The sequence below is a fragment of the Ruegeria sp. BB5 genome, from assembly GCF_056539405.1.
Map to the genome: position 1 here is coordinate 175,630 of NZ_JBQFUX010000007.1, position 26,372 is coordinate 202,001.

The following is a 26,372-nucleotide window of genomic DNA, read 5'->3' on the forward strand; positions in this document are numbered from 1 at the left end:
AAAGGCGCGTTCGAAAGACCAACGAAGGGAGATGAAGATGAAAAAGTTTCTAGCGGCCGCTGCGGTTTCCGCGCTGTGCGCCACCGGTGCGGTGGCCGAGGTCAAGGTCGGGATGATCACCACGCTGTCTGGCGGCGGGGCCGGGTTGGGCATCGATGTGCGGGACGGGTTCATGCTGGCCATCGCGCAATCGGGCCGCGACGATATTGAGGTTGTAATCGAAGACGACCAGCGCAAGCCCGACATCGCCGTGCAGTTGTCGGACAAGATGATCCAATCCGAACGGGTCGATGTGATGACCGGTATCATCTGGTCCAACCTTGCCATGGCGGTTGTGCCTGCGGCGGTGAACCAGAACGTATTCTATCTGTCGCCCAATGCGGGCCCGTCTCCCTTGGCCGGGAAAGGTTGCCATCAGAACTATTTCAACGTCGCCTGGCAGAACGACAACCTGCACGAGGCCGCCGGGGCCTATGCCAATGGTGCGGGCTACAAGAACAGCTTTATCTTGGCCCCAAACTATCCGGCTGGTGTGGATGCTCTGACAGGCTACAAACGGTTCTTCGAAGGTGATCTGGCCGGTGAAATTTATACCGAACTGGGACAGACCGACTATGCCGCCGAGATTGCTCAGATCCGGGCCAGCGAAGCGGATAGCGTGTTCTTCTTCCTGCCAGGCGGTATGGGGATTTCCTTCCTCAAGCAATATGCCGACAGTGGGATCGACCTGCCCGTGGTCGGTCCGGCCTTCAGCTTTGATCAGGGCATCCTGCAGGCAGTTGGTGATGCGGCAATGGGTGTGGTGAACACCTCCCAGTGGAACAAGGATATCGACAACCCGACCAATGCGGCGTTTGTGGAAAGCTTTCAGGCGGAATACGGACGTCTGCCTTCGCTCTACGCAAGTCAAGGGTTTGACACCGCCAACCTGTTGCTGTCGGCGCTGAACAAGGCCGATCCTTCAGATGCAGATGCCTTCCGAGAGGCATTGCGAGCGGCCGAGTTCGACAGCACCCGCGGTGATTTCAGCTTTGGCCCGAACCATCATCCGGTTCAGACCATCTATGCGCGTGAAGTCATCAAGGAAGGTGATGTATTCACCAACAAGATCCTCGGCGTTGCGCTGGAAAACCACTCTGACGCTTATGCGGCCGAGTGCAAAATGTAACTGACCCTCTGCCTGCCCCCGATTGCGGGGCGGGCAGACCACCGGAGTTCCCATGTCCTCGATCCTGATTATCGAGCAGATCCTTAACGGGCTGCAGTTCGGTGTGATGCTGTTCCTGATGGCGGCTGGTCTGACGCTGATTTTCGGCGTGATGGGCCTGATCAATCTGGCGCACGGGTCCCTTTACATGGTAGGGGCTTTTGCGGCGGCGGCTGTGGCGGGCGCAACTGGGTCTTTCCTGCTGGCGCTGGTTGCCGCCCTGGCCGCCGCAGCGCTGGCCGGAGCGATTGTCGAGATGGTGGTGATCCGGCGATTGTACAACGCGCCGCATCTGGATCAGGTGCTGGCCACATTCGCGCTGATCCTGATCTTTTCTGAAGGAACACGCTGGGTCTTTGGCTCTTTTCCGTTGTTTCTGGACATTCCCGACGCGCTGTCCGGACCTGTCACTTTGCCGGGCGGGATCGAATACCCCCTATATCGCCTGACCCTGATTGGTATCGGGCTAACCGTGGCTGTGGGTCTTTGGGCGCTGATTGAACGCACCCGCCTAGGCATTCAAATACGAGCGGGAGAGAATGATCGTGAGATGATCGCGGCACTGGGCGTCGATATCTCGAAACTCTACACGCTGGTTTTTGCGTTGGGCGCGGCGCTGGCCGGATTGGCTGGCGCTTTGGTCGGGGCGATTCAATCGGTTCAGGTCGGGATGGGAGAACCGGTGCTGATCCTGGCCTTTGTGGTCATTGTCATCGGCGGGATCGGTTCAGTTCGTGGTGCCTTTATCGGCGCGCTGCTGGTCGGGCTGACCGACACGCTGGGCGGGGTGTTCCTGCCCGAATTGTTCAAGCTGTTCATGGACAATGGCGCGGCACAGAAAAGCGGCTCGGCGCTGGCCTCGATGGGGATTTACGTGCTGATGGGGCTGGTGCTGATCTGGCGGCCCACAGGGTTGTTCGGAGCGCGCGTATGAGGCTGAATGAGACATACCTCAACGCCTTGATGATCGCGGGTCTGCTGGCACTGCCGCTTTGGGCCGTTATGGCAGACCAGCCCTTTACGATCACACTGGTGACGCGAGCGGTGATCCTTGCGCTGGCGGCGGTGGGGTTAAACATCATCCTTGGGATCGGTGGCATGGTAAGTTTCGGCCACGCCGTGTTCTTCGGGATCGGAGGCTACGCGATGGGCATCCTTGCCTATCACGCGCAGACCTACACGGCGCTTGATCTGGGACTATTCTCCACCGATGGCACCAAAGCTATGCCGGTGATCTGGCTGGTGGCGATGATCCTTTCAGGGATGGTGGCGTTCTTTATCGGGCTGCTGTCGCTGCGCACGTCCGGGGTGTATTTCATCATGATCACGCTCGCCTTTGGGCAGATGTTTTTCTACTTCGCGATCTCCTGGGCGCAGTACGGGGGTGAGGATGGGCTGTCGATCTATGTCCGCAACGACTTTCCTGGTCTGAACACACTAGCACCGATCCAGTTCTATGGCATCTGTTTCACGCTGCTTTGTGTGGTGCTGTTTCTGTTCGCCCGCCTTCAGGGCTCACCCTTCGGATTGGCGCTGAACGCGGCGCGTCAGACGCCCACTCGGGTTGAGACCGTGGGCCTGAACCCGATGCGGTTGAAGCTGTTGGCCTTTGTCCTTTCGGGGGCAATCACCGGGTTGGCAGGCGCGCTGTTTGCAGACCTGAACCGCTTTGTCTCCCCCACGATGTTCAGTTGGCAATTGTCGGGTGAATTGATCGTGCTGATCATCATCGGAGGGGTGGGGCGCTTGATGGGGCCGGTCATCGGGGCCTGCGTCTTTGTCGCGTTGGAACATTTCTTGGGCGAGCTTACTGACTTCTGGCACGTCTACCTGGGTGTGGTCCTGCTGTGTATTGTGCTGTTCGGGCGCGGGGGGCTGATCGGTCTGCTGACCGGGAAAGAGGGGGCACATGTCTGATCCCGTCCTTTCCACTCTGAACCTTGACAAGAGCTTTGGCGCACTTAAGGCCACGGACGACGTGTCGATTGACCTGATACCCGGCGAAATCCATGCGATCATCGGCCCTAACGGGGCGGGCAAATCGACGCTGATCCAACAGATTTGCGGTGGGTTGCAGTCAGATTCCGGGCGGGTCCTGCTGAATGGTCAAGATGTCTCGGGGCATAGCACGCAGGCGCGGGCGCGGGCCGGGCTGGGGCGCACCTTTCAGATTTCCCAATTGTGCATGGAAGATACCGTTCTGGAAAACGCCGTGCTGGGCGCGATGGGGGCCGAGCATATGGCTTGGCGGTTCTGGCGACCTGCCTTGAAACGACCCGCGCTGCGCGAGCGGGCCGAGGCAGCGTTGGAGCGCGTGGGCCTCAGCGATGACCGCGATACGCGCTGTGCCAACCTCAGCCATGGTCAGCGGCGGCAATTGGAGGTTGCAGTTGCTTTGACCTTGTCCCCCAAAGCCTTTGTGATGGACGAGCCAATGGCCGGGCTTGGTGCCGGAGGGTCGAAACGACTGACGGGTTTTCTTGACGGGCTGAGGCAGGAAGCGCCCATTTTGCTGGTCGAGCATGACATGGACGCGGTTTTTGCGTTGGCCGACCGGATCAGCGTGCTGGTCTATGGCAAGGTCATCGCCACGGGCACGGCGGAAGAAATCCGCACCAGCCGCGAGGTGCGCGACGCCTATCTGGGGGACGAGGCATGAGTCTGCTGCGGATAGAAAACCTCAGCGCCTCTTACGGTGTCAGTCAGGCCCTGTTTGGTGTGGGTCTTGAGATTGCGCAGGGTGAAGTCACTGCCCTGATGGGGCGGAACGGGATGGGTAAGACCACCACGGTAAAGGCCATTTGCCGGATGATCCGGTCAGACGGCACGCTGACGCTGGACGGTCAGGACCTGCATGCGCTGCCCAGTCACAAGGTCGCGCGCAAAGGCGTGGGGCTGGTGCCCGAAGGGCGCCGCTGTTTTGCCGGCCTGACTGTGCGTGAAAACTTGATTGCGGCGGCACGCCCAGGGGATTGGACCCTGCGCCGCGTGACCGAGCTGTTTCCCCGGTTGGGTGAACGGCAGGGGCAACGGGCGGTTTCCCTGTCGGGAGGAGAGCAGCAGATGCTGGCGATAGGTCGCGCGCTGATGACCAACCCCCGACTGCTGATCCTGGATGAGGCCACTGAGGGGCTTGCCCCGATCGTCCGGCAGGAAATCTGGGCAGCGCTGCACCGCCTGCGGCAAGAGACCAACGTGGCGATCCTGCTGATCGACAAATCGTTAAAGGAGTTGGCGGCTGTGTCTGACAAAGCGGTCATTCTGGAGCGGGGCCGCACCGTCTGGACCGGTGCCATCACTGACCTGACCCCTGAAATTTCCGAAAAATATGTGGGGGTCTGATGGCGTTTGAGTTTCATCAAAAGGTGCTCTTCAAACATTGCGACCCTGCCGGGATCGTGTTCTTTCCGCGTTACTTCGAGATGATCAATGATTGCGTCGAGGCGTTCTTTGATCAAGGCTTGAACGCGCCGTTCCACGATCTGCATCGCGCAGGTGCCGTACCAACTGTTCAGATCCAGACCCAGTTTCCCGCACCCAGCCGCCATGGAGACCAATTGGTTTTTCAACTTGAAATCACACAGATCGGCAACAGCTCGGCGGGGTACACGATGACCGCCCGTTGTGGGGACGAGGTGCGGCTGACAACTTTGGCGACATTGGTCCACGTCAACGCCGATGGCCGCCCCGAGGCGTGGCCAGATACCATCCGCAGCAAGCTGGAAACATTCAGAAAGGACGCGACATGAGCCACAAGATCATTCAGCCCGACGGCTGGCTTCCGGCCAAAGGCTATGCGAACGGCGTTCTAACTAAGGACGGAACCTTGCATATTGGCGGCCAGATCGGATGGGACGCGAACAAGGAATTCGTCAACGGCGGCTTTATTGGCCAGATGAAACAGGCCCTGCAAAATATCGTGGACATTGTCGAAGCCGCAGGTGGTGAGGTAACCGACGTGACCCGCTTGACCTGGTTTGTCATCGACAAAAGCGAATACCTGGCAAAACAGGCCGAAGTCGGCGCAGCCTACCGAGAGGTGTTTGGCAGGCACTTCCCCGCCATGTCGATGATCATCGTTGCCGGTTTGGTCGAAGACGAAGCCATGGTTGAGATTGAGGCCACAGCGCATCTGTCGTAACCCCGGTTGTTAAAGATTGCGCACTCAGAACCGGTAAGTAGCACCTATCAGCGGGCCGGATTGATCGAATTCGTAATCATTGCCGTCAATATCGTGGTCGAAAGATATGTAACGGTATCCACCCCGCAGCATCCACCTGTCGTTTATGATGTAGTCTGCAGTCAGCAGAACCGACCAGGTCTGGCTGCCGCTGCGAAATCCTCCGTAATCCACATAAGCGGTGCTGGTCCATGAATCGGATAGCGTAAACCGTGCCCGGACCCCAACTACCGGGTCGACCCAACTTTCGTCGGCAGTAGAGGTAAAGGCGGGACCTCCCACAGGTGTCAGCGAGAAATCAGTGTCGGTACTGTACCACCTGAAGCCGCCCGCAAGGTCCACCTTGACGGTTGGATCATTGCGCACTCGGTAACCCAGTAAGGCCGTCAGGAACTGTGTCTTGACCGAAGTTTCAAGGTCGCCGCCGCCAGGCCCGGTATCGCCAAAGGACAAGTTGGTATAGTTATAGTCGGCCAGCACGCTCCATTGCCCGTTTGTTGCCGCCAGCGCGCCCATGAACGCAAAGTCGAGGTTTTCCAGCGCGTCTGTAAAGCTAAGTGTCGCGTCAAGCGTACCCCTAGGGGTTTCAATGCTGGTCTCGGTCTCGGGCATGAACAGATAGATAGTGGCCTCGTAAGACCAATCGGACTGCTGCGCCGAGGTGGGTGCTGCCACGGATGTCAGTAAGGCCGCTGTGACGGTGCCGAGCCTTGTTTTTTTTGTTTGTACCATTCTGTACCTCACTATTTCTGTCTTAAATTATGTGTTTCCGAAATGGGTCCTATGCCGCTACGTCCTCAGAGTCCGTTGCGCCCGAGCCGACGCGATTTATGTCAGTGTCCGGGAAAAACTCGGACCAGACGTGCCAGAATATTCCGGCCCGCAGAGTTTCTACCCGTTGCAACTGACCCTGGTCCGACACACCCCAGAAATCGCAATGTGAAACGGGCTGACCACTGTCATTATACCACACGCCCAAGCTTTCGTATTTCGGGTCCAAACTGACTACGACATCGCGGCCACCGACGGTGGCGTTGACGATCCAGTTGTTGTCGATGACGAAATCATCCGTCCAGCAGGCGGCATCCTTGCCGATTGTGATCCCCCAGACATAGGTCTTGTTGGGCAGCCGGTCATCGGAACGATCCATATTGTCCATTACGGGTGCTTCTTCCTGATGCTGGCGGCCGATGCCCCAGCCAAAGGTGATCTCGGTCACCATGTCCAGCAGCCGCAGCAGAGGATTGGACGAGGGTTTGTTCAGAAAGACTTCGCCGTCGGGAAAGGCCTTTTGGAATCCTCGGAACGTCATCCGGTAGGTCGGCCAGGGCTTCATCTGCGCCTCGGGGCGCAGGGGGCAGGCGAGCCCATCTGCGTTCGGGTCGCGGTCAGCCTCGCGGAAGCCATAGATATGCTGGATCGGCTCGCCGGATTCATTGTCGCGCAGGATCAGGTTGTTGCCGTGCTGGGCCAGCACCTCAAGGTCCAGTCGCTTGCCCTCGATCCGTGGGGTGTATCCCTGGCCGAGGTTGGCCATTGCGCAATAGGTCATCACTACATCTTCGCCGCCCAACCCGTCTACGTCACCGGCCAGATGAGGCCGCATGATCTGCGCATCCGGGTGCGCGCGGGCATGGCCGTTGTGATCCATCACGATGACTGGCGCGGTGGGGCCGACATATTTGCGGGCCTCGCTGATCGGAAAGAAGGCCGCGTCGTTCAACTGGTTACGCAGGCCCAGATGCACCCAGACAAAAGGGAAGCCGTATAAGAACAGCACCAGCAACGCAGACAAAGCCCACAACCAGAACGACCCGCCACCCAAAAAGAGAAAGGTCAGCGTGGAGACGGCAAATGCGCTCAACCCGATACCGATCAGGCGGTATTCATGCCGGATGAACCGCACCATATTCTCGCGCTTCACCTTCAACAGCATTTGCGAGATGTCGCCCAGATCGCGGAAATAGACAAAGCCAATGCCAAGCGACACCACTATGCCAAGTGCGAAGATTATGTTTCCAGCCATCGCCTTACCTGCTGTCAGTTGAAAAGGCCGCCCGCGGAAATACTGCGGGCAGTCTAAGCTTATTGTTGTGACGATTGGCGTTTGACCAGGAACGCTTCAACCGCTTGCTGTGTCTCGGGGCGGATGTTGTCGATGCCCTCGTACGGAACACCCGTGGCCGGAGGAGTATCCGGGAATTTTTCCTTTCGCGCATTGTGGCGCCCGAGAATCCGAACGAACTCCTGTCCACCCCAGGCACCAACTTCGGTCGACACCGAATACTCCTCACGCGTGTCGCGGTAGAGGTCGAAAAACTTGGCAACAATCGGGCTTTCACCGGGTCCCGGCAGCTTGAGCTTGAGCTGATCTTTGACGATGGCTTCGGGCTTGGCGACCGAGTAGATGATCACGTGATCCCGGCGCGCTTTGGATTCATCGGCAAATAGAAGTGCGGCCGACTGGTCCACACCATCGACAAGCCGGTCGCGAGGGATGAACTCTTCCGCACCAGCAAACCGCGCAAACGTTGTGTACATGTCAGAGACATGAACAATGCTGTTCAACAATGCGTCTTCTTCAATCATTCCCGGCCAGCGAATAAAGGCATCAACACGAACACCACCTTCTGTCGTGTCAGCTTTTCCACCGCGGAAGATCATTGGGGTGAACCCTGATTGCGGAGAATACTTGGTGAAATGGCCATTGTCGCCCATTACGACAATGATGGTGTTCTCGGTTAACCCAAGCTCGTCCACTTTGGCGAATAGGTCACCAAGCCATTGATCCAGCAACTGCATTTTGTCGACATACAACCCACCGTTGGCGCTTTCGGGTCCGTCACGACCAGCACGCGTGTTATCCAGGGGAATCATTGGCCAATATTGGAGAAAGAAAGGTTCTTCATCGCCGGCCAAACGCTCAAGTTCAGACAGGGTTTTGTCCTGAAAGGCTTGGTTCATCTCGTCGTATTTGGCGGCATTCCAACGTTCGCCTGTTTCCATGCGGATTTCGCGGATCGGACCGTCGGCCTCGCCTTCGATTACTGTCATCATCGCGGATGCATCAGGTCTGAACCAATTGTCCAAAGTGTATTTGTCGTCATAATCGCGGATCGCGACAGATACCTGTTCCTTTATGGCATCATCGTTGAAAATGGTTAGTTGTCCTTGCTGGTGTACGGCCATTTGGGCGTAGTCAAAGCCTTGGTTCATGGCCCAGCTTTCAGCGATGTCCCCCATGTGCCATTTTCCCACATGGCTTGTGGCATAGCCCGCCTGTTTCAAAACTTCCGGTAAGGTGACCTCATCGCCGGGCAAGCCAAACCCTGCTATATCCACGGCGGTGTCGCCCATCCCCATCCTTACCGGCAAACGCCCAGTCATCTGTGCCACACGGGTCGGCGTGCATGATGGCTCGGTGTACATACGCACCATTCGCATGGCCTGATCCGAGAAATCGTTGATGTTTGGCGTCTCATAGCCCCGCACTGCGTTCAATTCGGGGATGCCCATGTCGCCAAAGCCCAAATCATCGATCAACACGCTGATGATGTTCGGAGGATTGCCACCGTTGCCGTCCCTAAACGCGGCCAATGCTTCGTTTACAGCAGCATCATCCTGTGCCCATTGGTCGGCGTGCTGGGCTTGCAGAACGTAAAATTCAGCGTCGTGCTGAATGGGGTTTTCCTGCGCCAATGCCGATGTGGCCACAAGACCTGATGACAAGGTGATTAACCATCCCAGTTTCATTCCGTACTCCCCTTGTATGCAAGATGTTCTCTTGGCCTATGGCTGCCGAGGCATTCTCACATTGAAACATTATGATGTTTATTTCTAAAATTCTACGGTTTACCTCATTGCCAGCTCATGAAGGTTTCGCGCGCCAGTTCCGATTCCGGACGCAGGTTTTCGATCCCTTCATAGGGCAGGCCAGTGCCAATCTCGGAATGCGGGTATTTGGCGATCATTTTCTGATGGCGTTTGACCATGTCCTGAAACGAGGCCCCGGCCCAAAGGGAATACCCCACCAGCGGGTGTTGTTCGCGCGGGTCGCGATAGATGTTGTAGGTCGGTGCGCCAGCGCCGGGTTGTCCGGGGGCAGGCAGGTGCATCTTGAACTCTTGCTTGACCACAGACCGTAGGACCGGCCCCTCGTAAACATAGACATAATCGCGCCGTCCGTGGCCTTCGCCGTTCAGCAAAAGGGCGGTCTGGTCGATGCCGTCAATTACACGATCGCGCGGGATATAGTCCGTCGCTCCCGCGATCCTGGCCATGGTGGTGTATATATCAGAGACGTGAAAGATATCGCCCGCCGCACTATTGGCTTCGATCACATTGGGCCAGCGGATAAAGGCATCGGTGCGTACGCCGCCCTCAAGATGCTGGGTCTTGCCGCCGCGATAGATCAGTTGGTTCAGACCCGACGTGCCCTCGTAGTGATACATCAGGCCATTGTCGGCCATCAGGACCACGATTGTGTTGTCGGCTTCGCCGGTTTCTTCCAGCGCGTCCAACAGATCACCGATCCAACCATCCAGCAGCTGCAGCTTGTCCGCGTGAAAGCCCCCGTTCCGTGAAATCGCCTGATCGGGATAGACAAAATTTAGCGGGTATAGCGGCCAGTATTGCAGGAAGAACGGCGCATCTTCAGCCGCAACGCGCTGAAGTTGTTCCAGCGCTTGCTGCTGATAGCGCAGGTTCATGTCTTCGTATTTCGCCTGGGTCCAAACCTCGCCCGCCGCCATGTCGACTTCGCGGGCCACGCCCCCCGCCTCGGCCTCGACACCTGTGACCAGACCGTAGGGTTTGAACCGCGCGTCCAGAAGGAACTGATTGTTCTGTCCTTCGGGTACATAGCCGAGCATGGCATTGGACCGCATCGCCTCGGGGGTCATGAGGCTCAGCTGTACTTGTTGGTGCAGGGGGAAGGCGGCCCAGTCGAACCCCTGATTGTGGGGGTAGGATTGTTCGATATCGCCCTGATGCCATTTGCCGACATGGGCGGTGTTATAGCCCGCTTGTTTCAGGATTTCAGGGAGAGTGACTTCTGAGGCCGGAAGACCCTCGCCCACCAGCGCCACCTTGACCTCTTCCACCCCGGCTCGCACTGGATGGCGGCCCGTTAGCATTGCCGTGCGTGTGGGTGTGCAGGAGGGTTCTGTATACATTCGCATCAGCGACAGACCCTCGGTTGCCAGCTGGTTGATGTTCGGTGTCTCGATCCCCATGACGTAGTTCATCTTGCGGTCGCCCATCTGACCAAAGCTCACGTCATCAATCAGGATGTAAAGGAAATTGGGTGGTTGGCCGCCATTTGCATCGCGGATTTCGGCAAGCTTGGCGTCAATTTCAACATCCTGTGCGTCCCAGGCCGTGCCGAACTGCGCGCGCAGGTATTCGAACTCACCATCGTGAATGATTGGGGTGTCCTGAGCAATGGCCGGGCTGGCGGTCAGGATCAGCAGGGGCAGAAGGGTACAGAGTTTCATGGTCAACCTTTCACTCATTTGTGCGGTCAGGGGCGTGCAGCCGTTTTTCAATACTGCTTCGCAGGTCCGAGACACTTTCGGCCAGATCCGCGAGGTAACGGGTCTGCGTTCCACCTGCGGATCGCGGGGCAAGCGCCAACTCGCGGAGTACCTCGTGGTAATCGGCGCAGATTTGGTCAAACTCCTTGTCCCGCGCGCGCAAAGCCTGCAATTGATGTGCCGCGCCGGGAAACTGTGCTGCAAAGAAGTCATCATCTGTCATTGTAACGGCATCCGCTGGATTCGCCATTCAAACATGCCTGTCCAAGAATATGTCTTGAACGTATTAAACCGCATGCTACCGTAGCAGCATGCCGCCAAGTCCTTACCTTGAAAGGATAGTTCTTGACTGCCGCGACCGACGACACCGCTCAACGGGATGCAGGATCGTTCCCAAAGGAACAGATCCAGTCGGCGCTTGATCGCGTACTCGCGTCGAAGGATTTCAAGGGTTCAGCGCGGATGCAGTCCTTTCTGACCTATGTCGTGACCGAGGCGCTTGCCGGACGCACGGATGAAATCCGCGCCAAGACGATTGCCATGGACGTCTATGGTTACAGCACCGATGACCTGTCCCGACGCGAAGGGGTCGTGCGTGTCGACGCGGGTCGCGTTCGGCGCAAACTTAAGGCGTATTACGGGGGGCAAGGCGCGTCGGACCCGGTGGTCATCACCTTGCCCGTCGGCAGCTACGCGCCAGAGTTTCGGTCGGGTGCGGCCGAGGTTGGAGGTAAGCGCAACCTGCTGCTGGTCGGAGCGGTAACCGGAGCGGTTCTGCTGGGCCTTGGCGGTTATGTGGCAACCACGCATCTGAGCGGCCGCAATGCGCCACCGACCACCGGCGATCAATCCACGATCTACGATGTTTCTCCGACCCGGGTCGAGGCGATGAACCTGTGTAGCGCTGGTCAGGACCTGATTTTTCCGGTTGTGGATTTACAACGGCTCCGCCCGGCTCTGATGGTGTTTGAAACGGCTATACAGCGGGACCCGCTGTATTACTGCGGCTATGCAGGGGCTGCGCAGGTGGAAACCATGCTTGCCATTTTGCAGTTCTACGATCCTGTCGCAGAGGAGTTGCTTGCAGCCGCCGACAAGAACAGCGCCCATGCACTTGAACTGGCCCCGGATGCGCCCTGGGCTTTGTCGGCCAGAGCATGGTCTGAGTTCGCTGCCGGCAATTTCGATCAGGCCGTCAGTCTGAATCACAGGGCAACCAAGCTGGCCCCTAATGATCCACATATTGCGGAATTTGACGCCCTGATATCGCTTTATACTTCTGACTTTGAACGCGTACTTTCACAGGCACAGCATTATCAGGCGCTGGCTGAAGATGGTGGTGGGTCGGTTGCCGGAAACGCGCTGGGTGCGGCGCAGTTTCACACCGGCGACTATGCGGGCTCAATCCGAACCTATGAGAATACGATCGCGCGCGGCGGCCCATTCGGGCCAATTTCAACTGCCTATCTGATGGCCGCGCATTGGAAAAACGGTGATCGGGGTGAGGCACGCAGACTGGCAGAATTATACGCCAGGACCTGGCCAAACTTTCCGTTGGAGGCGTTGAAAACCAGGGTATTTGCCGATCCAGGTCCTGTACGGGATCTGACTTCGGCAATGCGCGCCGCCGGGTGGGGTAGTGCAGACCCCACAACCGCCGAGTAAAACCTGACGGTTGTGGGGTGGGATCAGGGCCGCTTAGGCGGCGACCCGCTCCATCGGCAGTTTGCGGGGATAGGGATCGCCTTGCTTGTACGATCCTGCCGCCGTGAACAGCACATCGGTGGACGAGTTCAGACCGGTTTCCGCCGAGTCCTGAAGAACACCGATAATGAACCCGATGCTGACCACCTGCATGGCCGTTGCGTTGTCGATACCGAACAGGCTGGCGGCCATTGGGATCAGCAACAGGGACCCGCCCGCGACGCCCGACGCGCCGGTGGCTGCAACCGAAGCGATGATGCTTAGGAACAGAGCCGAGAAGAAATCGACCTGAATTCCCATGGTGTGCACGGTCGCCAGTGTCATCACCGTGATGGTGATGGCGGCACCGGCCATGTTGATTGTGGCGCCGATGGGGATGGTGACTGAATAGGTCTCTTCATCCAGATTCATGCGGCGGCACAGCTCCATGTTGACCGGAATATTGGCGGCCGAGCTGCGCATGAAGAACGCGGTGATCCCGGATTCCTTCAAGCAGGTGAAGACCAGCGGATAAGGGTTCTTGCGAATGCGCAGGAACACGATTAGCGGGTTCACAACCAGCGCCATGAACGCCATGCAGCCAATCAGCAGCAACAGCAGCTGGCCGTAGCTGGCAACCGTTTCAAAGCCGGTTTCAGCAATGGTCGAGGCCACGATGCCAAAAATACCAATGGGTGCAACCCGGATGATGGCAGCCACGATCTTGGTGATCGCGCCATCCAGATCAGACATCAGGGTCTTGGTCGAGTCGCTGGCGTGGCGGAAAACCAGCCCAAGGCCGATGGCCCAGGCGAGAATGCCGATATAGTTGGCCTGCGCCAGCGCGTTCACCGGATTGTCCACGATCTTCAACAGGATGTTCTTGACCACCTCTGCCAGCCCGTCCGGGGCGTCCAAAAGCTCGGGCGTGCCGGTCAGGTGCAAAGAGACGGGGAACAGGAAACTGGCGCCCACTGCAACCAGTGCAGCGGCAAACGTGCCGAGAATGTATAACATCACCACCGGCCCCATGCGGGCCTGGCTGTCTTTCTTGTGGTTGGTGATTGCGGCGCAGACAAGGATCAGCACCAGAACGGGGGCAACGGCTTTTAGCGCGTCGACAAAGAAATCACCCAGCAGACCGACGGCTGAACCAGCCGAAGGCCAGAGGGTGGCGAGAAGGGCACCGGCTACCAGACCGATGATGATTTGCGTAACCAGGCTACCGCGTAGAATAAAATTCATCGGGACCATCCAGTTTGATTGGGGGCCTGACAGGGAAATTGTCGCTGTTCAAGCACGGTTAATTTATAAGATTGCGGCTATATGGGTCTTTTGGATCCAATTTAAACATCTGGACTTAAGAAATAGGTCCAGATTGAAAATTTCCTTATTGAGCCGCCGTCTCGCACGGCCTGACTGTGGGTGTTTCCGTGGACACGCGCTGCAGGCTCCAGGTGCAGGTTTGAACAGTTAGACCTGGCAGGTTTGGCACCTGATCCGAAGCCCAAACACTGGTCACCGAAAAACTGAATGGCGTGTTTGCAGCAGCGGGAAAAAACCGCGCAAGTTCTTTCGACGGGAAAGTGCCGCCGCAGGCTTCGAAATAGCCGCTGACCAAGGTGCCCTCGGGGTTCAGAACAACTGATCCGGTATAAAGCGAGTATTCAGCCCCAAGCTCTTGTTTGTCCGTGTATCGCAGGTCGATGGATATGCGGTCTCCGTCCTGAACGATCCCGGCGCTCATGGGGTCGGACCAGCTTGAGGGCACGCCACCCGTGGTGCTGTCACAGGCATAGCGCCCTTCGTATTGGCCGGTCAGTGAAAAGCCTTCTGCATATGCTGCACAAGGGATGGCTGCAAAAATGGCAAAGGCTGTTTTTCTTAAAATGGGGTTCGAGGTCACAATAGCTCTCCTCTCCGATGCGGACAGGGATTGCGACGTCACAAAATATCCGAGTGCCTATCAATCACCTGGCCAAAATGATGCTGCCACAGGTCCACGCCCAGCTTACCGCTGCGATCAAGCGAAGACCCAACAACCGTATCGGCAATTATGGTCGGTTGCAGGCCCGCGTCAAATAGGGCGAACCCCGCGGCAAGAACGCAGGTGTCGGCCTGGATACCACAGACCAGCACTCGGTCGACTCTCCAGCTTTGAAATTGTGCGATGACTTCCAGGGGCGGGCTGTAGCCATATTTCAGGACAATATGATCTGCCTGAACAAGGCTTTCGTCGACAGAACGTGGCTTCCACCCAATTTGCCGAAAAAAGGGAACTTTGTCCTCGTCATGGCGTTCAACGGTAGCGACCGAGGGGAATTTGGTCGCCAACAGACGGCTGCGTTCGACCAGCCAATCAGGCGGGTCAAAGCTGGGTTGGACGTCGACAACCAATACGGCCTGTTTCAATCAATGCCTCCGATGCTGGCTAAACCGCTTGATGAACCTCGATGATATTGCCCTCTGGGTCGTAGAAGAACAGTTGGTGCCACTCTTTCGCGAATGCGGTGCCATAGTCCGAATACGGAATGCCGTTGTCGTCGAGCAGCTTTTTGAACGCCTCGATATCATCGGTGCGAAACGCGATGTGGCCGCGTTCGACAGGGTTGATAGTCTCACCATGTTTGAACGCGACGTCGAGGTTCTTTTCGGCCAGATGCATCTGCATGGCCCCGTCGGTGGCAAAGCGGATCTTGCCGCTATAGCCCTTGTCGTCGGTCTCATCGGGCCGAGGGAAATTCTCAATCGGGATATCGGCCAACCCCAGAACCTGAGTGTAGAAACGGTGCAACCGCTCAACATCGTCCGAGACAAAGTTGATGTGATGGAATTCAAGTTTCATGAAGGCCCGGCTTTTTAATTGGTGGTTGGCGTCAGAAAATCCCAAGAACCAGCGACAGGCAAGCCCTGTATCAAAGGGATTGATATAGCAGGGAAATGCGTGCGCCGTGACAGTCAGAAAACCGTTGCACCGTTTGGGGGATGCAGGGATAGTGAAGGGATCACAAACTACCGGGGGTCCTTGATGAACCCTACCAAGCTGTTTGTTTGCGCATTGATCCCCCTGTTTCTGCCGGGCCCGGCAGCGGCCCAGTCCGACGCGCCGCCGCCAAGTGTGACCGTCGCGCCGGTGACGTTGGAGGAATTGCAGAATAAGGCCCAGTTTGTTGGCCGGGTCGTGGCGGATCAAAGCGTCGATCTGCAGGCCCGTGTCGAAGGGTTTCTGGAAGAGGTCAATTTTACCGAAGGCGGAACAGTTGCCAAAGGGGATGTGCTGTTTCGCATTGAAAAGAAGAAATACGCGGCCAGTGTGGACAGCGCACAGGCGGCGCTGAAAAGCGCGCTGGCCAGCGCGCAGACCGACAAGGCGGCGCTGGATCGTCAGCAGGCTCTGTTCGATAAGGGCGATGTCCCACAGGCTGTTTTGGACACGGCATTGGCAACTTATGCCGCAGGGCAGGCAGCGGTGGACGAGGCGCAGGCCGATTTGAAGATCGCGCAGATTGATTTGGATTACACGGAAATTCTCAGTCCCATTGATGGACGCATCGGGTTGTCAGCGGTGGATGCGGGCAATTTGGTAAGCTCCGATACCGGAGTTTTGGCAACGGTTAACAGCGTTGATCCGATGCTGGTGAGTTTTTACATCAGCGAGCCGGTCTTGCTGCAAGAACGCCGCAAAGGGCGCATCACGCCGGGCAACATCAAACTGACCACAAACATCAAACTGGCGGATGGGGAAACCTATGCCTCCACGGGCAAAGTCATATTCGTGGGCGACAGCGTCAGCCAGAACACCGACACGATTGAGCTACGTGCCAGTTTCGCCAACCCTGACGGCGTGCTGATCCCCGGTCAATTCGTGACCGTGGGTTTGGCCGGTTCAGAGGAGCCCAAAGTGCTGACAGTTCCGCGCAACGCTGTGCAGTTCGACAAGCAGGGTTATTTCGTGTTTTCGGTCGACGGTGACGGCAAAACCCACCGGCAGAATATCGAGATCGGCACTCAGACCGCGACCCGCACTCAGGTGGTATCTGGGCTGAGCGAAGGCGACCGTGTGGTGGTGCAGGGACTTCAGAAGATACATGACGGGCTGGTCGTGAAAGCAGTAGACAGTCAGGGTTAGGGGCCAGTTTGATCGCACGCTTCTTCATCGACAGGCCGCATTTTGCAGCCGTGATTGCGATCCTGATGGTTCTGTTCGGCGCGGTCTGTGTACGCCTGATCCCGATTACCGAATACCCGCATATCACGCCGCCGCAGATCTATGTGGATACGTCTTACCCGGGGGCGGACGCGCAGGTCATTCTTGAATCCGTCGCCACCCCCATCGAAGAGCGTGTGAACGGCATTCCGGGCATGTTATCGCTGTCGTCCAAAAGCTCGAATGACGGCACCTATATGCTGAACGTGTCCTTTGAGCTAGGCACTGACCCCGACGTGGCGGCTGTTGAGGTGCAAAACCGCGTGGCGCTGGCCAGTTCCGAACTGCCCTCGGCCGTATTGCAGCAAGGGGTCGAGGTTACCAAGCGGTCAGGCAACATGATTGTGGTGATCAACCTGACCTCGCCCGATGGATCGCGGGATGAGCTGTTTCTCAGCAATTTCGGTGCTGATTTCCTGCACGACCCGTTGCAGCGATTGCCGGGGGTAGGGACGGTGTCGCAATTCGGTCAGCTGGAATACAGCATGCGGGTCTGGATCAATCCGGTGCGTATGGCCGCGTTGAATATCACCGCGTCCGAGGTTGCCGACGCCATCGAGGATCAGAACGTCATCGCCGCCGCCGGACAGGTCGGGGCTCCGCCATTTGCCGAGGGACGAACCGATTTCCAGTTTAAGCTGCGGGCTGAGGGGCTGCTGCGCGATGCCGAGGAATTTGGGCGGATCATTGTCGCCTCGAACCCCGACGGGTCAGTCACGCGGCTTGAGGACATCGCTCGAATCGAGCTGGGCGCGGCCACATATTCCGGGTCGACCAAGCTGAACGGCAAGGACTCGGCCACTATCGCCGTCTATCAGGAAAGCGCCGCCAACGCGCTTGAGATTTCAGACTCACTGCGCGCCTTGATGAAGGATCTGTCGGCGAAATTTCCCAAGGGCGTGTCGTATGAGATCACCTATGACGTTACTGACGCGGTGCGTGTTTCGATCCGCGATATCATGACGACGCTGGCCCTGACGGCGGGGCTGGTGATTGCGGTGACCTTTCTGTTTCTGGCCAGCCTGCGTGCAACCATCGTACCGGCCATCGCCATCCCGGTGTCGCTGCTGGGTGCTGTGGCGCTGATTTATGCTATCGGGTTCAGCGCCAACATGATCACGCTGTTCGCTTTGGTTCTGGCCATTACCCTAGTGGTGGATGACGCGATCATCATCATCGAGAACGCCGAACGTATCTTACGGGATGAGGGGCTGGACCCGCGTGCGGCGACCCTGAAGGCGATGTCTCAGGTCAACCGGCCGATCGTGGCGACGACCTTTGTTCTGGCGGCCGTGTTCGTGCCGGTGTGCTTCTTTCCCGGCGTGACGGGGACGATCTATTTCCAGTTCGCGCTGACGATCATCTTTGCCTTTGTCCTGTCTGCGGTGAACGCCCTGACGTTAGCACCGGTCTTGTGCGCGATGATGCTGAAAACTGACAGCAAGCCCATCGGTCCGCTGGCGATTGTTCCGGCAGTGATTGTCTGGCTACGGCGCCAATACCTGCGCCTTGTGGCGCTGATGCTGCGTTATATGGCGGTGTCGCTGCTGGTGTTTGCCGGGGCCGTCGGCGTGACGGTGTATCTGTTCAAAACTGTGCCCACCGGCCTGATTCCGCAGGAAGACAACGGCGTTCTGATGGCGTCGATGGAACTGCCGGACGGGGCCTCGTTACAGCGCACCCAGGCCTTCATGGCGCAGGTGGGCAATCTGATCGAACAGACGCCAGGGGTTGCAGCGGTCACAACGGTCTCGGGTCATTCCATGCTGGCCGGGGGGCGTTCGAATGTGGGCATGGCCATTGTTACGCTCACCCCATGGGATCAACGCACCAGTCCGGATTTGCAGTGGTACGCCATCATGCATGGGCTTGAACGACAGCTGGCGACATTGCCAGAGGGGGTCTCATACGTGTTTCCCTTTCCAACCATTCACGGGTTGGGCTCGACGGGGGGTATCTCGGTCCAACTGCTGGATCTGGGCAAAGGCGACGGGGCACAATTGGATGCGGTAATGAACGGCTTTGTAACCGCCCTGAATGCCGCGCCCGAGTTTTCGCGTGCACATGGCGATTTCTCGGCCCAAAGCCCGCAATACAAGCTGTCCATCGACCGAGACCGTGCCGAGACGCTGGGCGTCAGCGTGGCGGATATCTTTACCGCGTTGCAGGCCAATCTTAGCTCGTACTTCGTGGACAACTTCATACTGGACGAGCGCGTCTATTGGGTGGTGATTTCAGCCGATGCCGAATTCCGTCAGACGCTGGATGACGTGGATAACATCTATGTCAAAAACAGCGCCGGAGACTCGCTGCCCGTGCGCAATTTCGTCAGCAGCGAACCGGTCCTCGCACCGGACACGATCCCGCGCTACAACCTGTTCACGGCGGCCTCGGTCAGTGCGCAATTGGCCGAAGGGATCAGTTCGGGCGACGGAATCATCGCGATGCAGGCGATTGCCGACAAGACGCTGCCTGATGGGTTTCGGATCGACTGGTCGGGTGTCACCCAGCAAGAGGTGAAGGCACAGGGGCTTGTGCCCTTCATCATGCTGTCGGCGCTGGTCTTGGCCTATCTGTTTCTTGTGGTGCTGTATGAAAGCTGGATTCTGCCGCTGTCGATCATCACGTCGGCGGTCTTTGCCCTGTTGGGCGCGTTGATCCCATTGGTGGTATTACCGTACCTGACCAGCAATATCTTTGCGCAGGTGGGGATGGTGCTGCTAATCGGGTTGGCCGCGAAAAAGGCGATCATGGTGGTCGAATTTGCCAATCAGCAACGTGAAAGCGGGGCCAGCATTAAGGACGCGGCCTTAAAGGCGGCTGAAATCCGGTTCCGGCCGGTGACGATGACGGGCCTGTGTTTCATCGTGGGGGTTATGCCTCTGGTTCTGTCCAGCGGGGCAGGGGCGGCGGCACGGGTCTCGGTTGGGTATCCGGTACTGTTTGGCATGATCCTGGACAGCACGCTGGGTCTGCTTATGATCCCGGTGCTGTATGCGGCATTTCAGACCGTTCGGGAATGGCTGTCTGGGTTGCGAACTGCCAACAAGTAGTTCCCGCAAGACCTGAAAATTGTTGCAGTCTTCCGGGGTTTCTCGGATGCTGAACGGCACGGAAACCGAGGTGGGCCCACGCAAAATGTCGCTGCAAGACCCCTTTACGGATCTTAAAATCGAACGGCAGGACAGCGGGTTTTACAAGGGCTACAACCTGCCGATTGCGCTGGTCAGCAAGATCGCTGTCTCGTTGCTGGTGCTATGGGCGTTGGTCTGGCCGCTGAATGCGAATGACACGCTGAGATCGTGGAAATCCGGGCTGCTGAGCGAGTTTAACGTCTTCTACAACCTCTCGGTCGCGTTGTTTGCCTTCTTTCTGTTTGTGGTTGCTCTCCTTCCTGCCACCGGGCGTATGCGGTTGGGGGGTGATGATGAGCGGCCCGAATTCACCAACTTCTCATGGTTTTCGATGATGTTCGGGGCCGGGCTGGGCGTAGGGCTGATGGTATATGCCACGGCGGAACCACTAGGCCTGTGGGAATCAAATCCGCTGACCATGTCTGGTGAAGTCGCCCCGAAAAGCGCCGAGGCGATTCAGGGTGCCTATCGCTATACCTTTCTGCATACAGGGTTCCACGCTTGGGCAATCTACGTGGTGACAGGGTTGAGCCTGGCCTATTACGCCTATACTCGCGACATGCCTCTGACGATCAGAACGGCGCTGACGCCGCTGTTGGGCGAGTATTCCAACGGGGTTGCGGGCCACGTGATCGACATTTTGGGCGTGGTGGCGACCATCCTCGGGGTGGCGGTGACCATCGGGTACGGTGTGTCGCAGCTTGTCGATGGCGCCTTTTTGATCACCAGTGCGCAATGGTTGATGGAAGGGGTCATGAAACCCTCGACCGCTGGTCTGATTGCGGCGCTGGCGTTGGTCATGATGATGTCGACCCTTTCGGCAGTGTCCGGCGTGGGGCGAGGGGTGAAATACCTTTCGAACCTTAATCTGATCCTGTCGCTGATTCTTCTGGCGGTGTTCATTTTCTTTGGCTCGTTTTCTTTTGCGATCAGGATCTATGGGCAGGCATTGGTGGACTATATCGTCAATTTTATACCGCTCAGCCTTCAGGCCCATTCCCCGATGTCCCAATCCGAGTATGCCGCAGCCCTGCCACCTGAAGCCGCCCCCTTCGTGACCGAGCTGTTTCCCGGCGCTACTGATGCCTGGGACACGCGTGACAGCTTTTTGGCAGGGTTAAGCGGGGACGTGGCCGACCTGCCTGAAACGACAAAGCAGGCCGCCTATGATGCAGGTACACCGGGGCGGCTGTTCGGCTGGCAATCGGGCTGGACGACCTTCTATTGGGCGTGGTGGATTGCCTTTTCCCCTTTTGTCGGTCTGTTTCTGGCCCGCATCTCGCGTGGGCGCACAGTGCGCGAATTCATCCTTGGCGCAGTGGTTGCACCGTCTTTGGTTTGTTTTGCCTGGATGACCATTCTGGGCGGCTCGGCCATTGATCTGGAACTGAACGGAGACGCCGATGGCGCCATTCTCGCGGCCTCGACCACGGCGACGCTATTTGTGACGCTCAGCGAGATGATCTCGGGACATCTGCTGGTAATCATCAGTTTTATGTGCGTGGTGCTGACCATGACCTTTCTGGTCACGTCTGCGGATTCCGGCATTCTGGTGATGAACACGATTATGTCCGGCGGGGCCGAGAAAACCGGGGTCATGCACCGTGTTTTGTGGGGCGGGTTGCTGACGCTGGTGATTGGAACGCTGCTGATGGCCGGGGGCGGTGGGCTTGAGGCATTGACCAATTCCATGATCATTGGTGCGCTGCCTTTTAGCGTGGTCTTGTTGCTGATGTGTGTCTCGCTTGCCAAGGCGATGATCAATGATCTGCGGCGTGCGCGCCACGAAGAAAACGAGACTGAAACCTAATCTTATCTGAGCGTGACCTTCAGGGGCGCATCAGATTGGATCGACTAGCACCGTCGAGAAAACTGACTGATCCTGGGAATGATCTGCGCCTATTTGGTCGAGAAACAGATCGAAAAAGCAGCGCCGTCATGTGTCGGTAGTAACGAGATATCCGCACCATGTGCCCGCAGTGTATTGCGCACGATGGACAGCCCCATACCAGTCCCGCCCTGATCGCGTTTGGTGGTAAAGAACGGATCAAATACCCGCGCTGCATTGCCGGAGGAAATTCCTGGCCCATCATCGCTAAGCCGTAGGATCACTTCGGTATCGTCTCCTGTTGCCGACAGGGTCACAACCTGCGCGCCATGTTCTTGCGCGTTGCCGAGCAATTGGCGCAACACGACTAGCAAGCCATTGGAACCAATCGGGATAATTAGATCGCCGCCGTCAAAACGCATTTCGAGAGTGGGAAAATCGCGGCACAATGCGTCTTGCACGGCGTTCAGACAGGTCACCCCCTCATGACGCGACTCGCGCGCGCGGGCTACCTGACGCATGGCGTCGATCTGCTGTTCCATCTGCACGCCCGCGCCGGCAATCTGGTCCACTAGCCTCAGGTTTTCAGCCGATAGCGTGTCATCATCGCGCAGTAATTCCGTCGCTACCCTAAGTGTTGCAACAGGCGTCTTCAGCTCATGCGTGACATGGTCCGAGAAACTGCGGATAGTGGTTTCACGGTTGCGCAGGGTTTCGGCCATGTCGATGACGCGCTGGGCGGTGGTGCCAAGCTCCTGAGTGCCAAAACGTGAGGGCGGCGAGAGGGGATCGGCGGGGTGCCGAACAACCTGCGTGGCAAAACGTTCCAGCGCAAAGATCGGTCGCAGCAATAGCCGCACCAACAACCAGCCTAGAACAGCCGTGGCCGCCGTGATGATCACCGCCAGCAAAACGGCGGCATTGCGATAGCCCAGTTCCGGTCCCAGATACCGAAACGCAACCAGCCCGGTCAGAGACAACAGCAATGTGCCGCATAGGGCGCCGCCCAGCACGAAGGCAAGGCTGGGGCGCCACTTGCGCCTCATGCCGCGGTGTCCTGAATGCGGATGCCGACACCATGCACAGTTTCGATCACCCCAGTGCAACCGGCCTGCGCCAGCTTACCCCGCAAGTTGCGTAGATGGCTGTCCAGAGTACGGTCCGAGACTTGCGACAACGCCCCCCAGACCGCCTGTATCAGCTGCGCGCGGGTGTGTACCTGACTGGGACGTTCGACCAGAGTGGCCAGCAAAGTGAACTCGGTCGCGGTCAGCGATATGGCGTTTCCGTCCAACCTGCAGACATGCGCGCCTGGGTCCAGCGTGATCCGCCCATGCGTCAAGGTCGGGCTGGATCGTGACCCGGATGCACGTTTCAGGATCGCGCGCACCCGCGCCACCAGCTCACGTGGGCTGAAGGGTTTGGTGACATAGTCATCCGCGCCCATTTCCAGGCCCAGTATCCGGTCAATCTCATCATCGCGCGCGGTCAGGAACAGGATCGGAACCTCGGATCGGGCGCGGATGCGGCGGCAGACCTCGAACCCGTCCATCTCGGGCAGGCCAATATCCAGGACGATCAGATCCGGTGCTTCGCGGGCGGCGTGGGTCACGGCCATCTGGCCATCGCTGGCGGTGATCACCTGAAAGCCGGCGCGTTCCAACGTCAGACCAGCCAGATCGCGCAGGCGGGGATCATCGTCAACCAACAGGATTTTCATTGCGCCTCGCCTTTGGGGTTCGCTGTAAGATAGCCATTCACACGTGCGGTGCGAAAGTCCCATTCGCGCCAGTTCGGATGGGTTGGGGCAGGATGCACACAGCTTTGCGCCCAGTCGGGAATGTGCATGATCGGCTGTTTGGCAATCTGGGTAGAAATTGCCTTGGAGGCCGAGTGCCCCAAACCACACAGATAGGTCCAGTCGGTCCGGGTCGCAGTATCCGAAACTGCAGCACGCGACAATGTATCCGCCGCAATCAGCGCAGCGAAATTTATGAACGCACAGATATAGAGGGTTCCCACGCTCAACATAGTGACCCGCAGCATCAACCAGACAGACGAACGCCCCCTTTGCACCTGCCAGGCCACCATGGCCAACCCAATTGCCACCAATCCCATCCAGATCAGCGCGTAGATTCGTAGGTAAGTCAGGCCAAACGCGTCGATATACAAGTCCAACCGGAACGCTGCGGACAAGGTCAGCAAAACGTTCTGCGCCAGCCATACAAGCAACAAGGGTTTCAACGCTGGGCTTTGCCCAAGAAAGGGGCGCACCGCCAATGCGAAGGCCCCGGCCAGCAAGGCCGTCATCAGCAGGGGGTAAGCGCCGCGGTGGGCATATGTGGCGTGGCTCATACCTTCGGGCAGGGCGGCGGCGCCGAACAGGATCGAGATATCCATGATGCTCTGCGCCGCCAACATGAGGTTGAACAGAACCAATGCCCTGAAAACCGATCCGGCGTTCAACAGGCGTGACATGTTCCAGCTTAGGGTGGGGGCTGCCACAGGCGCATCCGGCGCGGGGGCTGTCAAAACCGGCCAGATCAACAAGGCCAGCCCGCCCCAGAACGCGATCCGGCGGATTAGCACAAACAGGTCGAAATCGACCTTAAGCACTCGGAACAAAGCATGTTCCAACACCGGATTTGCACTGATCAGCAACGCCCCAAGCACGAAGAAGCCACCCAACGGAAAGGCCCAGTTGCGGATGAATACATGAACTATTGAACGGCCGGTTTCGCCATGTGCTACCGGTTTACGGCGCCATCCCCGAACGTGTGTTGCGCATTCCTTGAGCCCGGCAGTCGGAACCCTTTTGATCAGGCGCAAGACTCCACCGGCCAGCCAGGGAAAGAGCTTGCGGTATTTGACCTCTGGTGGGATTTGCAATAACACGATCGCGCTGAGCAGCCCCGCGATCAGGAAGGTCACCGACAAAAGCTGGACATGTTCTATCAAGGGCAGGGTGGCCAGCATCAACACAACTGCGGGCACCAGTAGTTTTGAGCGGGCGTGCTTGTTCACCCAGATGGCAGCAAAGATGCACCAAGCGAAAAGGGCCAGTGAGAGCCCGGGTTTGTGGCCCCAGAACAGTAGATCGCCCAGCAGAACAAGCAAGATCAGTGCAGTAATCCGCGGAAACCTTCGGACGCCGTCCAGCACGTTTCCCGGGGTCGCAGGCGGGGGCGTTGGGTCAACCGACGTGCCACTTTCACTGGCCAGCCACCAGCCATCATGGGCAAGTGAGCGGGGCACCCCCCGGATTATAAGTTCATTGGGCATATCAGCCTCCTGCTTGAGTTTCCTCAAGATTGCAGGGGCAGATCGCAGAACCTTTGCAGCAGTTGTGCAGAATTCGTGCAGATTGGCCCGGACCTACGGGCCCGGCAAGGGGTGTCTGGCAGGTTAGTGCAGCGCGCCGTGATCCCTAAGTTCTCCGGCAAATCGGCAGCTGCGAACGGCCTCGGGCGTGGTGGAATACTGCGCCCTGAAAGCCCGCCCCAGGGCAGAAGCTGATGAAAACCCGGTTGCTGTTGAAATCTCAAGCTGTGGCATGTCGGTATAGCGCAGCAAGCTGTAGGCGCGCTCAAGCCGCAGCTCGCGATAGGTGGTCAACAATTTGACACCCGTCTTGTTCAGAAACCGTCGCTGCAATTGACGGGTCGAGGCCCCAAGCGCCTGCGACAGGTCCGAGATTTTCAGCGGGTCTTCGACATTGTTCAGCATCTTTTCGATCACCTGCCGGACCATCGGATCAGCCCCGGACCGTTGGATCAGGCGGTTGGCCAACTGGCTTGCACAGCCGCGTTTTGGTTCGGTCAGGCCAATGTAGCCGCGTAGACTTTCAGCTAGATGTTCACCGTGGTCCAATGCTACGAATTCCGCCAGCAGGCGCAGGGCGCTCAGTTTGGTCGCGGCACTGTGTACCCGCCCATCGGGTGATTTGTGCGTGGGTTTATGACAGTCGGCAAGTCCGATCTCCTGCGCTGCGGCCGAGAAATTCGGATGAATGGCGGCGAGGGGCTCATCAGTCTTCGCGCTGTGCGCCAGCAGCAGAGCAGCCCCCCCGACCAGAATGGAGCGTGACGCCAGATTCAGTATCTGCGCAACGCGGGTCTTGTCCTGTCTGGCGCAGTGCCAGGGTTTGTGAATGTCGCCCCAAAAAATCGCAGTGCGACCCGCCCAATACAGGGGGTCGCCAGTAAAGGCTTCGGATGTATTCCGAATGGTGACGGCATAGGTGTGGTCTTCGACAAGATCATTCAGAGCATGAAAAAACTCGGTAACCATTTCGGCCGAACCTTCGGCCTCGAGATCGTTCAGAAAAACGTCGATACTTCGCAGCCGTTCAGAGGCCGTTCGGGCCAACTGTACGTGGTTGTTGCCGAGGACATAGTGTTTCATTTCTCCTCCCCCTGCCTGATATGGCTGCGTTGTTTTGGTCGGTGTACCCCCCGCCTTTTGGCGGGGGGTGTGATTTACTCAGCTGCGTCGAGGTATGCGTCCATTGGTGGGCATGTGCAGACGAGGTTTCTGTCGCCATATGCGTTGTCGACGCGGTTAACGGGGGACCAGTATTTGTCGACGCCCATGGAGCCT

General features: G+C 57.9%; 24 protein-coding genes. 11 read left to right on the plus strand and 13 right to left on the minus strand.

The window, feature by feature from the left end; translation table 11 throughout:
* Positions 1–37 precede the first annotated feature (37 nt).
* From ACR0DL_RS16085 to ACR0DL_RS16115, 7 genes are read left to right on the plus strand one after another with little or no spacing between them, the layout of a single operon-like run.
* On the plus strand, positions 38–1,168 hold the full coding sequence (locus ACR0DL_RS16085) for an ABC transporter substrate-binding protein (protein WP_480690155.1): 1,131 nt from the start codon (positions 38–40) through the stop codon (positions 1,166–1,168).
* 52 nt (positions 1,169–1,220) lie between these two features.
* Positions 1,221–2,141 (plus strand): branched-chain amino acid ABC transporter permease, encoded by a 921-nt coding sequence (locus ACR0DL_RS16090; RefSeq protein WP_480690157.1) that lies wholly within the window; start codon positions 1,221–1,223, stop codon positions 2,139–2,141.
* Positions 2,138–3,124, plus strand: coding sequence for a branched-chain amino acid ABC transporter permease (locus ACR0DL_RS16095; RefSeq protein ID WP_480690159.1), 987 nt, complete (start codon positions 2,138–2,140; stop codon positions 3,122–3,124). Before ACR0DL_RS16090 ends, ACR0DL_RS16095 begins: the two co-directional genes overlap by 4 nt.
* Positions 3,117–3,866 carry an ABC transporter ATP-binding protein gene (locus tag ACR0DL_RS16100; protein ID WP_480690161.1) on the plus strand — a complete coding sequence of 250 codons (750 nt, stop codon included), beginning with the start codon at positions 3,117–3,119 and terminating at the stop codon, positions 3,864–3,866. Before ACR0DL_RS16095 ends, ACR0DL_RS16100 begins: the two co-directional genes overlap by 8 nt.
* Positions 3,863–4,549 (plus strand): ABC transporter ATP-binding protein, encoded by a 687-nt coding sequence (locus ACR0DL_RS16105; RefSeq protein ID WP_480690163.1) that lies wholly within the window; start codon positions 3,863–3,865, stop codon positions 4,547–4,549. Before ACR0DL_RS16100 ends, ACR0DL_RS16105 begins: the two co-directional genes overlap by 4 nt.
* A complete protein-coding gene (locus ACR0DL_RS16110; protein ID WP_170397804.1) occupies positions 4,549–4,956 on the plus strand; it encodes an acyl-CoA thioesterase in 408 nt (135 codons plus the stop codon). Before ACR0DL_RS16105 ends, ACR0DL_RS16110 begins: the two co-directional genes overlap by 1 nt.
* Positions 4,953–5,348 (plus strand): RidA family protein, encoded by a 396-nt coding sequence (locus tag ACR0DL_RS16115; protein ID WP_170377946.1) that lies wholly within the window; start codon positions 4,953–4,955, stop codon positions 5,346–5,348. Before ACR0DL_RS16110 ends, ACR0DL_RS16115 begins: the two co-directional genes overlap by 4 nt.
* Before the next feature lie 24 nt (positions 5,349–5,372).
* Here the strand turns inward: ACR0DL_RS16115 and ACR0DL_RS16120 are convergent, their stop codons facing one another.
* The 5 genes from ACR0DL_RS16120 to ACR0DL_RS16140 form a co-directional block, all read right to left on the minus strand.
* The gene (locus tag ACR0DL_RS16120; protein WP_480690165.1) at positions 5,373–6,119 is read right to left on the minus strand and encodes an outer membrane beta-barrel protein; all 747 of its coding nucleotides are present in this window, start codon (positions 6,117–6,119) and stop codon (positions 5,373–5,375) included.
* Between the two features lie 49 nt (positions 6,120–6,168).
* Entirely contained in the window at positions 6,169–7,413 is a 1,245-nt protein-coding gene (locus ACR0DL_RS16125) for a DUF3179 domain-containing (seleno)protein (protein ID WP_480690167.1), read from the minus strand.
* 59 nt (positions 7,414–7,472) lie between these two features.
* The gene (locus ACR0DL_RS16130; RefSeq protein WP_170350937.1) at positions 7,473–9,140 is read right to left on the minus strand and encodes a sulfatase-like hydrolase/transferase; all 1,668 of its coding nucleotides are present in this window, start codon (positions 9,138–9,140) and stop codon (positions 7,473–7,475) included.
* A 104-nt stretch (positions 9,141–9,244) separates the two neighbouring features.
* Positions 9,245–10,882 (minus strand): sulfatase-like hydrolase/transferase, encoded by a 1,638-nt coding sequence (locus tag ACR0DL_RS16135; protein WP_480690169.1) that lies wholly within the window; start codon positions 10,880–10,882, stop codon positions 9,245–9,247.
* A 10-nt stretch (positions 10,883–10,892) separates the two neighbouring features.
* On the minus strand, positions 10,893–11,144 hold the full coding sequence (locus ACR0DL_RS16140; RefSeq protein ID WP_170362133.1) for a hypothetical protein: 252 nt from the start codon (positions 11,142–11,144) through the stop codon (positions 10,893–10,895).
* A 122-nt stretch (positions 11,145–11,266) separates the two neighbouring features.
* Between ACR0DL_RS16140 and ACR0DL_RS16145 the strand changes: the two genes are divergently transcribed.
* The gene (locus ACR0DL_RS16145) at positions 11,267–12,586 is read left to right on the plus strand and encodes a tetratricopeptide repeat protein (RefSeq protein WP_480690171.1); all 1,320 of its coding nucleotides are present in this window, start codon (positions 11,267–11,269) and stop codon (positions 12,584–12,586) included.
* A gap of 33 nt (positions 12,587–12,619) precedes the next feature.
* Here ACR0DL_RS16145 and sstT read toward each other — a convergent pair whose 3' ends face one another.
* The 4 genes from sstT to ACR0DL_RS16165 form a co-directional block, all read right to left on the minus strand.
* Positions 12,620–13,849: a serine/threonine transporter SstT gene (gene sstT, locus ACR0DL_RS16150; RefSeq protein ID WP_480690173.1), complete on the minus strand. Its 1,230-nt coding sequence runs from the start codon at positions 13,847–13,849 to the stop codon at positions 12,620–12,622.
* Between the two features lie 145 nt (positions 13,850–13,994).
* A complete protein-coding gene (locus tag ACR0DL_RS16155; protein ID WP_170413383.1) occupies positions 13,995–14,510 on the minus strand; it encodes a hypothetical protein in 516 nt (171 codons plus the stop codon).
* Positions 14,511–14,548: 38 nt separating this feature from the next.
* Positions 14,549–15,016 carry a cysteine hydrolase family protein gene (locus ACR0DL_RS16160; RefSeq protein ID WP_480690175.1) on the minus strand — a complete coding sequence of 156 codons (468 nt, stop codon included), beginning with the start codon at positions 15,014–15,016 and terminating at the stop codon, positions 14,549–14,551.
* 19 nt (positions 15,017–15,035) lie between these two features.
* On the minus strand, positions 15,036–15,449 hold the full coding sequence (locus tag ACR0DL_RS16165; RefSeq protein ID WP_170350944.1) for a VOC family protein: 414 nt from the start codon (positions 15,447–15,449) through the stop codon (positions 15,036–15,038).
* A gap of 183 nt (positions 15,450–15,632) precedes the next feature.
* Here ACR0DL_RS16165 and ACR0DL_RS16170 point away from each other — a divergent pair, with 183 nt between their 5' ends.
* From ACR0DL_RS16170 to ACR0DL_RS16180, 3 genes are all read left to right on the plus strand, one after another.
* Positions 15,633–16,733: an efflux RND transporter periplasmic adaptor subunit gene (locus ACR0DL_RS16170; protein WP_480690177.1), complete on the plus strand. Its 1,101-nt coding sequence runs from the start codon at positions 15,633–15,635 to the stop codon at positions 16,731–16,733.
* 8 nt (positions 16,734–16,741) lie between these two features.
* Complete coding sequence (locus ACR0DL_RS16175; RefSeq protein ID WP_480690179.1) at positions 16,742–19,864, plus strand: efflux RND transporter permease subunit; 3,123 nt, start codon at positions 16,742–16,744, stop codon at positions 19,862–19,864.
* A gap of 85 nt (positions 19,865–19,949) precedes the next feature.
* Entirely contained in the window at positions 19,950–21,755 is a 1,806-nt protein-coding gene (locus ACR0DL_RS16180) for a BCCT family transporter (protein ID WP_170413740.1), read from the plus strand.
* 89 nt (positions 21,756–21,844) lie between these two features.
* Here the strand turns inward: ACR0DL_RS16180 and ACR0DL_RS16185 are convergent, their stop codons facing one another.
* The 4 genes from ACR0DL_RS16185 to ACR0DL_RS16200 form a co-directional block, all read right to left on the minus strand.
* A complete protein-coding gene (locus ACR0DL_RS16185) occupies positions 21,845–22,819 on the minus strand; it encodes a sensor histidine kinase (protein WP_170413371.1) in 975 nt (324 codons plus the stop codon).
* Entirely contained in the window at positions 22,816–23,493 is a 678-nt protein-coding gene (locus tag ACR0DL_RS16190) for a response regulator transcription factor (RefSeq protein ID WP_480690181.1), read from the minus strand. Before ACR0DL_RS16190 ends, ACR0DL_RS16185 begins: the two co-directional genes overlap by 4 nt.
* Complete coding sequence (locus ACR0DL_RS16195; RefSeq protein ID WP_480690183.1) at positions 23,490–25,055, minus strand: DUF4153 domain-containing protein; 1,566 nt, start codon at positions 25,053–25,055, stop codon at positions 23,490–23,492. The genes ACR0DL_RS16190 and ACR0DL_RS16195 overlap by 4 nt, the downstream gene beginning before the upstream one ends.
* Positions 25,056–25,178: 123 nt before the next feature.
* Positions 25,179–26,177, minus strand: coding sequence for a helix-turn-helix domain-containing protein (locus ACR0DL_RS16200; RefSeq protein WP_480690185.1), 999 nt, complete (start codon positions 26,175–26,177; stop codon positions 25,179–25,181).
* Between the last annotated feature and the right edge of the window lie 195 nt (positions 26,178–26,372).

Coding starts and splice junctions, on each gene's coding strand:
- ACR0DL_RS16115 (WP_170377946.1), top strand. CDS start 4,953: ATGAGCCACAAGATCATTCAGCCCGACGGCTGGCTTCCGGCCAAAGGC.
- ACR0DL_RS16190 (WP_480690181.1), bottom strand. CDS start 23,493: ATGAAAATCCTGTTGGTTGACGATGATCCCCGCCTGCGCGATCTGGCT.
- ACR0DL_RS16125 (WP_480690167.1), bottom strand. CDS start 7,413: ATGGCTGGAAACATAATCTTCGCACTTGGCATAGTGGTGTCGCTTGGC.
- sstT (WP_480690173.1), bottom strand. CDS start 13,849: ATGAATTTTATTCTACGCGGTAGCCTGGTTACGCAAATCATCATCGGT.
- ACR0DL_RS16120 (WP_480690165.1), bottom strand. CDS start 6,119: ATGGTACAAACAAAAAAAACAAGGCTCGGCACCGTCACAGCGGCCTTA.
- ACR0DL_RS16130 (WP_170350937.1), bottom strand. CDS start 9,140: ATGAAACTGGGATGGTTAATCACCTTGTCATCAGGTCTTGTGGCCACA.
- ACR0DL_RS16090 (WP_480690157.1), top strand. CDS start 1,221: ATGTCCTCGATCCTGATTATCGAGCAGATCCTTAACGGGCTGCAGTTC.
- ACR0DL_RS16165 (WP_170350944.1), bottom strand. CDS start 15,449: ATGAAACTTGAATTCCATCACATCAACTTTGTCTCGGACGATGTTGAG.
- ACR0DL_RS16135 (WP_480690169.1), bottom strand. CDS start 10,882: ATGAAACTCTGTACCCTTCTGCCCCTGCTGATCCTGACCGCCAGCCCG.
- ACR0DL_RS16200 (WP_480690185.1), bottom strand. CDS start 26,177: ATGAAACACTATGTCCTCGGCAACAACCACGTACAGTTGGCCCGAACG.
- ACR0DL_RS16195 (WP_480690183.1), bottom strand. CDS start 25,055: ATGCCCAATGAACTTATAATCCGGGGGGTGCCCCGCTCACTTGCCCAT.
- ACR0DL_RS16110 (WP_170397804.1), top strand. CDS start 4,549: ATGGCGTTTGAGTTTCATCAAAAGGTGCTCTTCAAACATTGCGACCCT.
- ACR0DL_RS16170 (WP_480690177.1), top strand. CDS start 15,633: ATGAACCCTACCAAGCTGTTTGTTTGCGCATTGATCCCCCTGTTTCTG.
- ACR0DL_RS16180 (WP_170413740.1), top strand. CDS start 19,950: ATGTCGCTGCAAGACCCCTTTACGGATCTTAAAATCGAACGGCAGGAC.
- ACR0DL_RS16100 (WP_480690161.1), top strand. CDS start 3,117: ATGTCTGATCCCGTCCTTTCCACTCTGAACCTTGACAAGAGCTTTGGC.
- ACR0DL_RS16105 (WP_480690163.1), top strand. CDS start 3,863: ATGAGTCTGCTGCGGATAGAAAACCTCAGCGCCTCTTACGGTGTCAGT.
- ACR0DL_RS16185 (WP_170413371.1), bottom strand. CDS start 22,819: ATGAGGCGCAAGTGGCGCCCCAGCCTTGCCTTCGTGCTGGGCGGCGCC.
- ACR0DL_RS16085 (WP_480690155.1), top strand. CDS start 38: ATGAAAAAGTTTCTAGCGGCCGCTGCGGTTTCCGCGCTGTGCGCCACC.
- ACR0DL_RS16140 (WP_170362133.1), bottom strand. CDS start 11,144: ATGACAGATGATGACTTCTTTGCAGCACAGTTTCCCGGCGCGGCACAT.
- ACR0DL_RS16095 (WP_480690159.1), top strand. CDS start 2,138: ATGAGGCTGAATGAGACATACCTCAACGCCTTGATGATCGCGGGTCTG.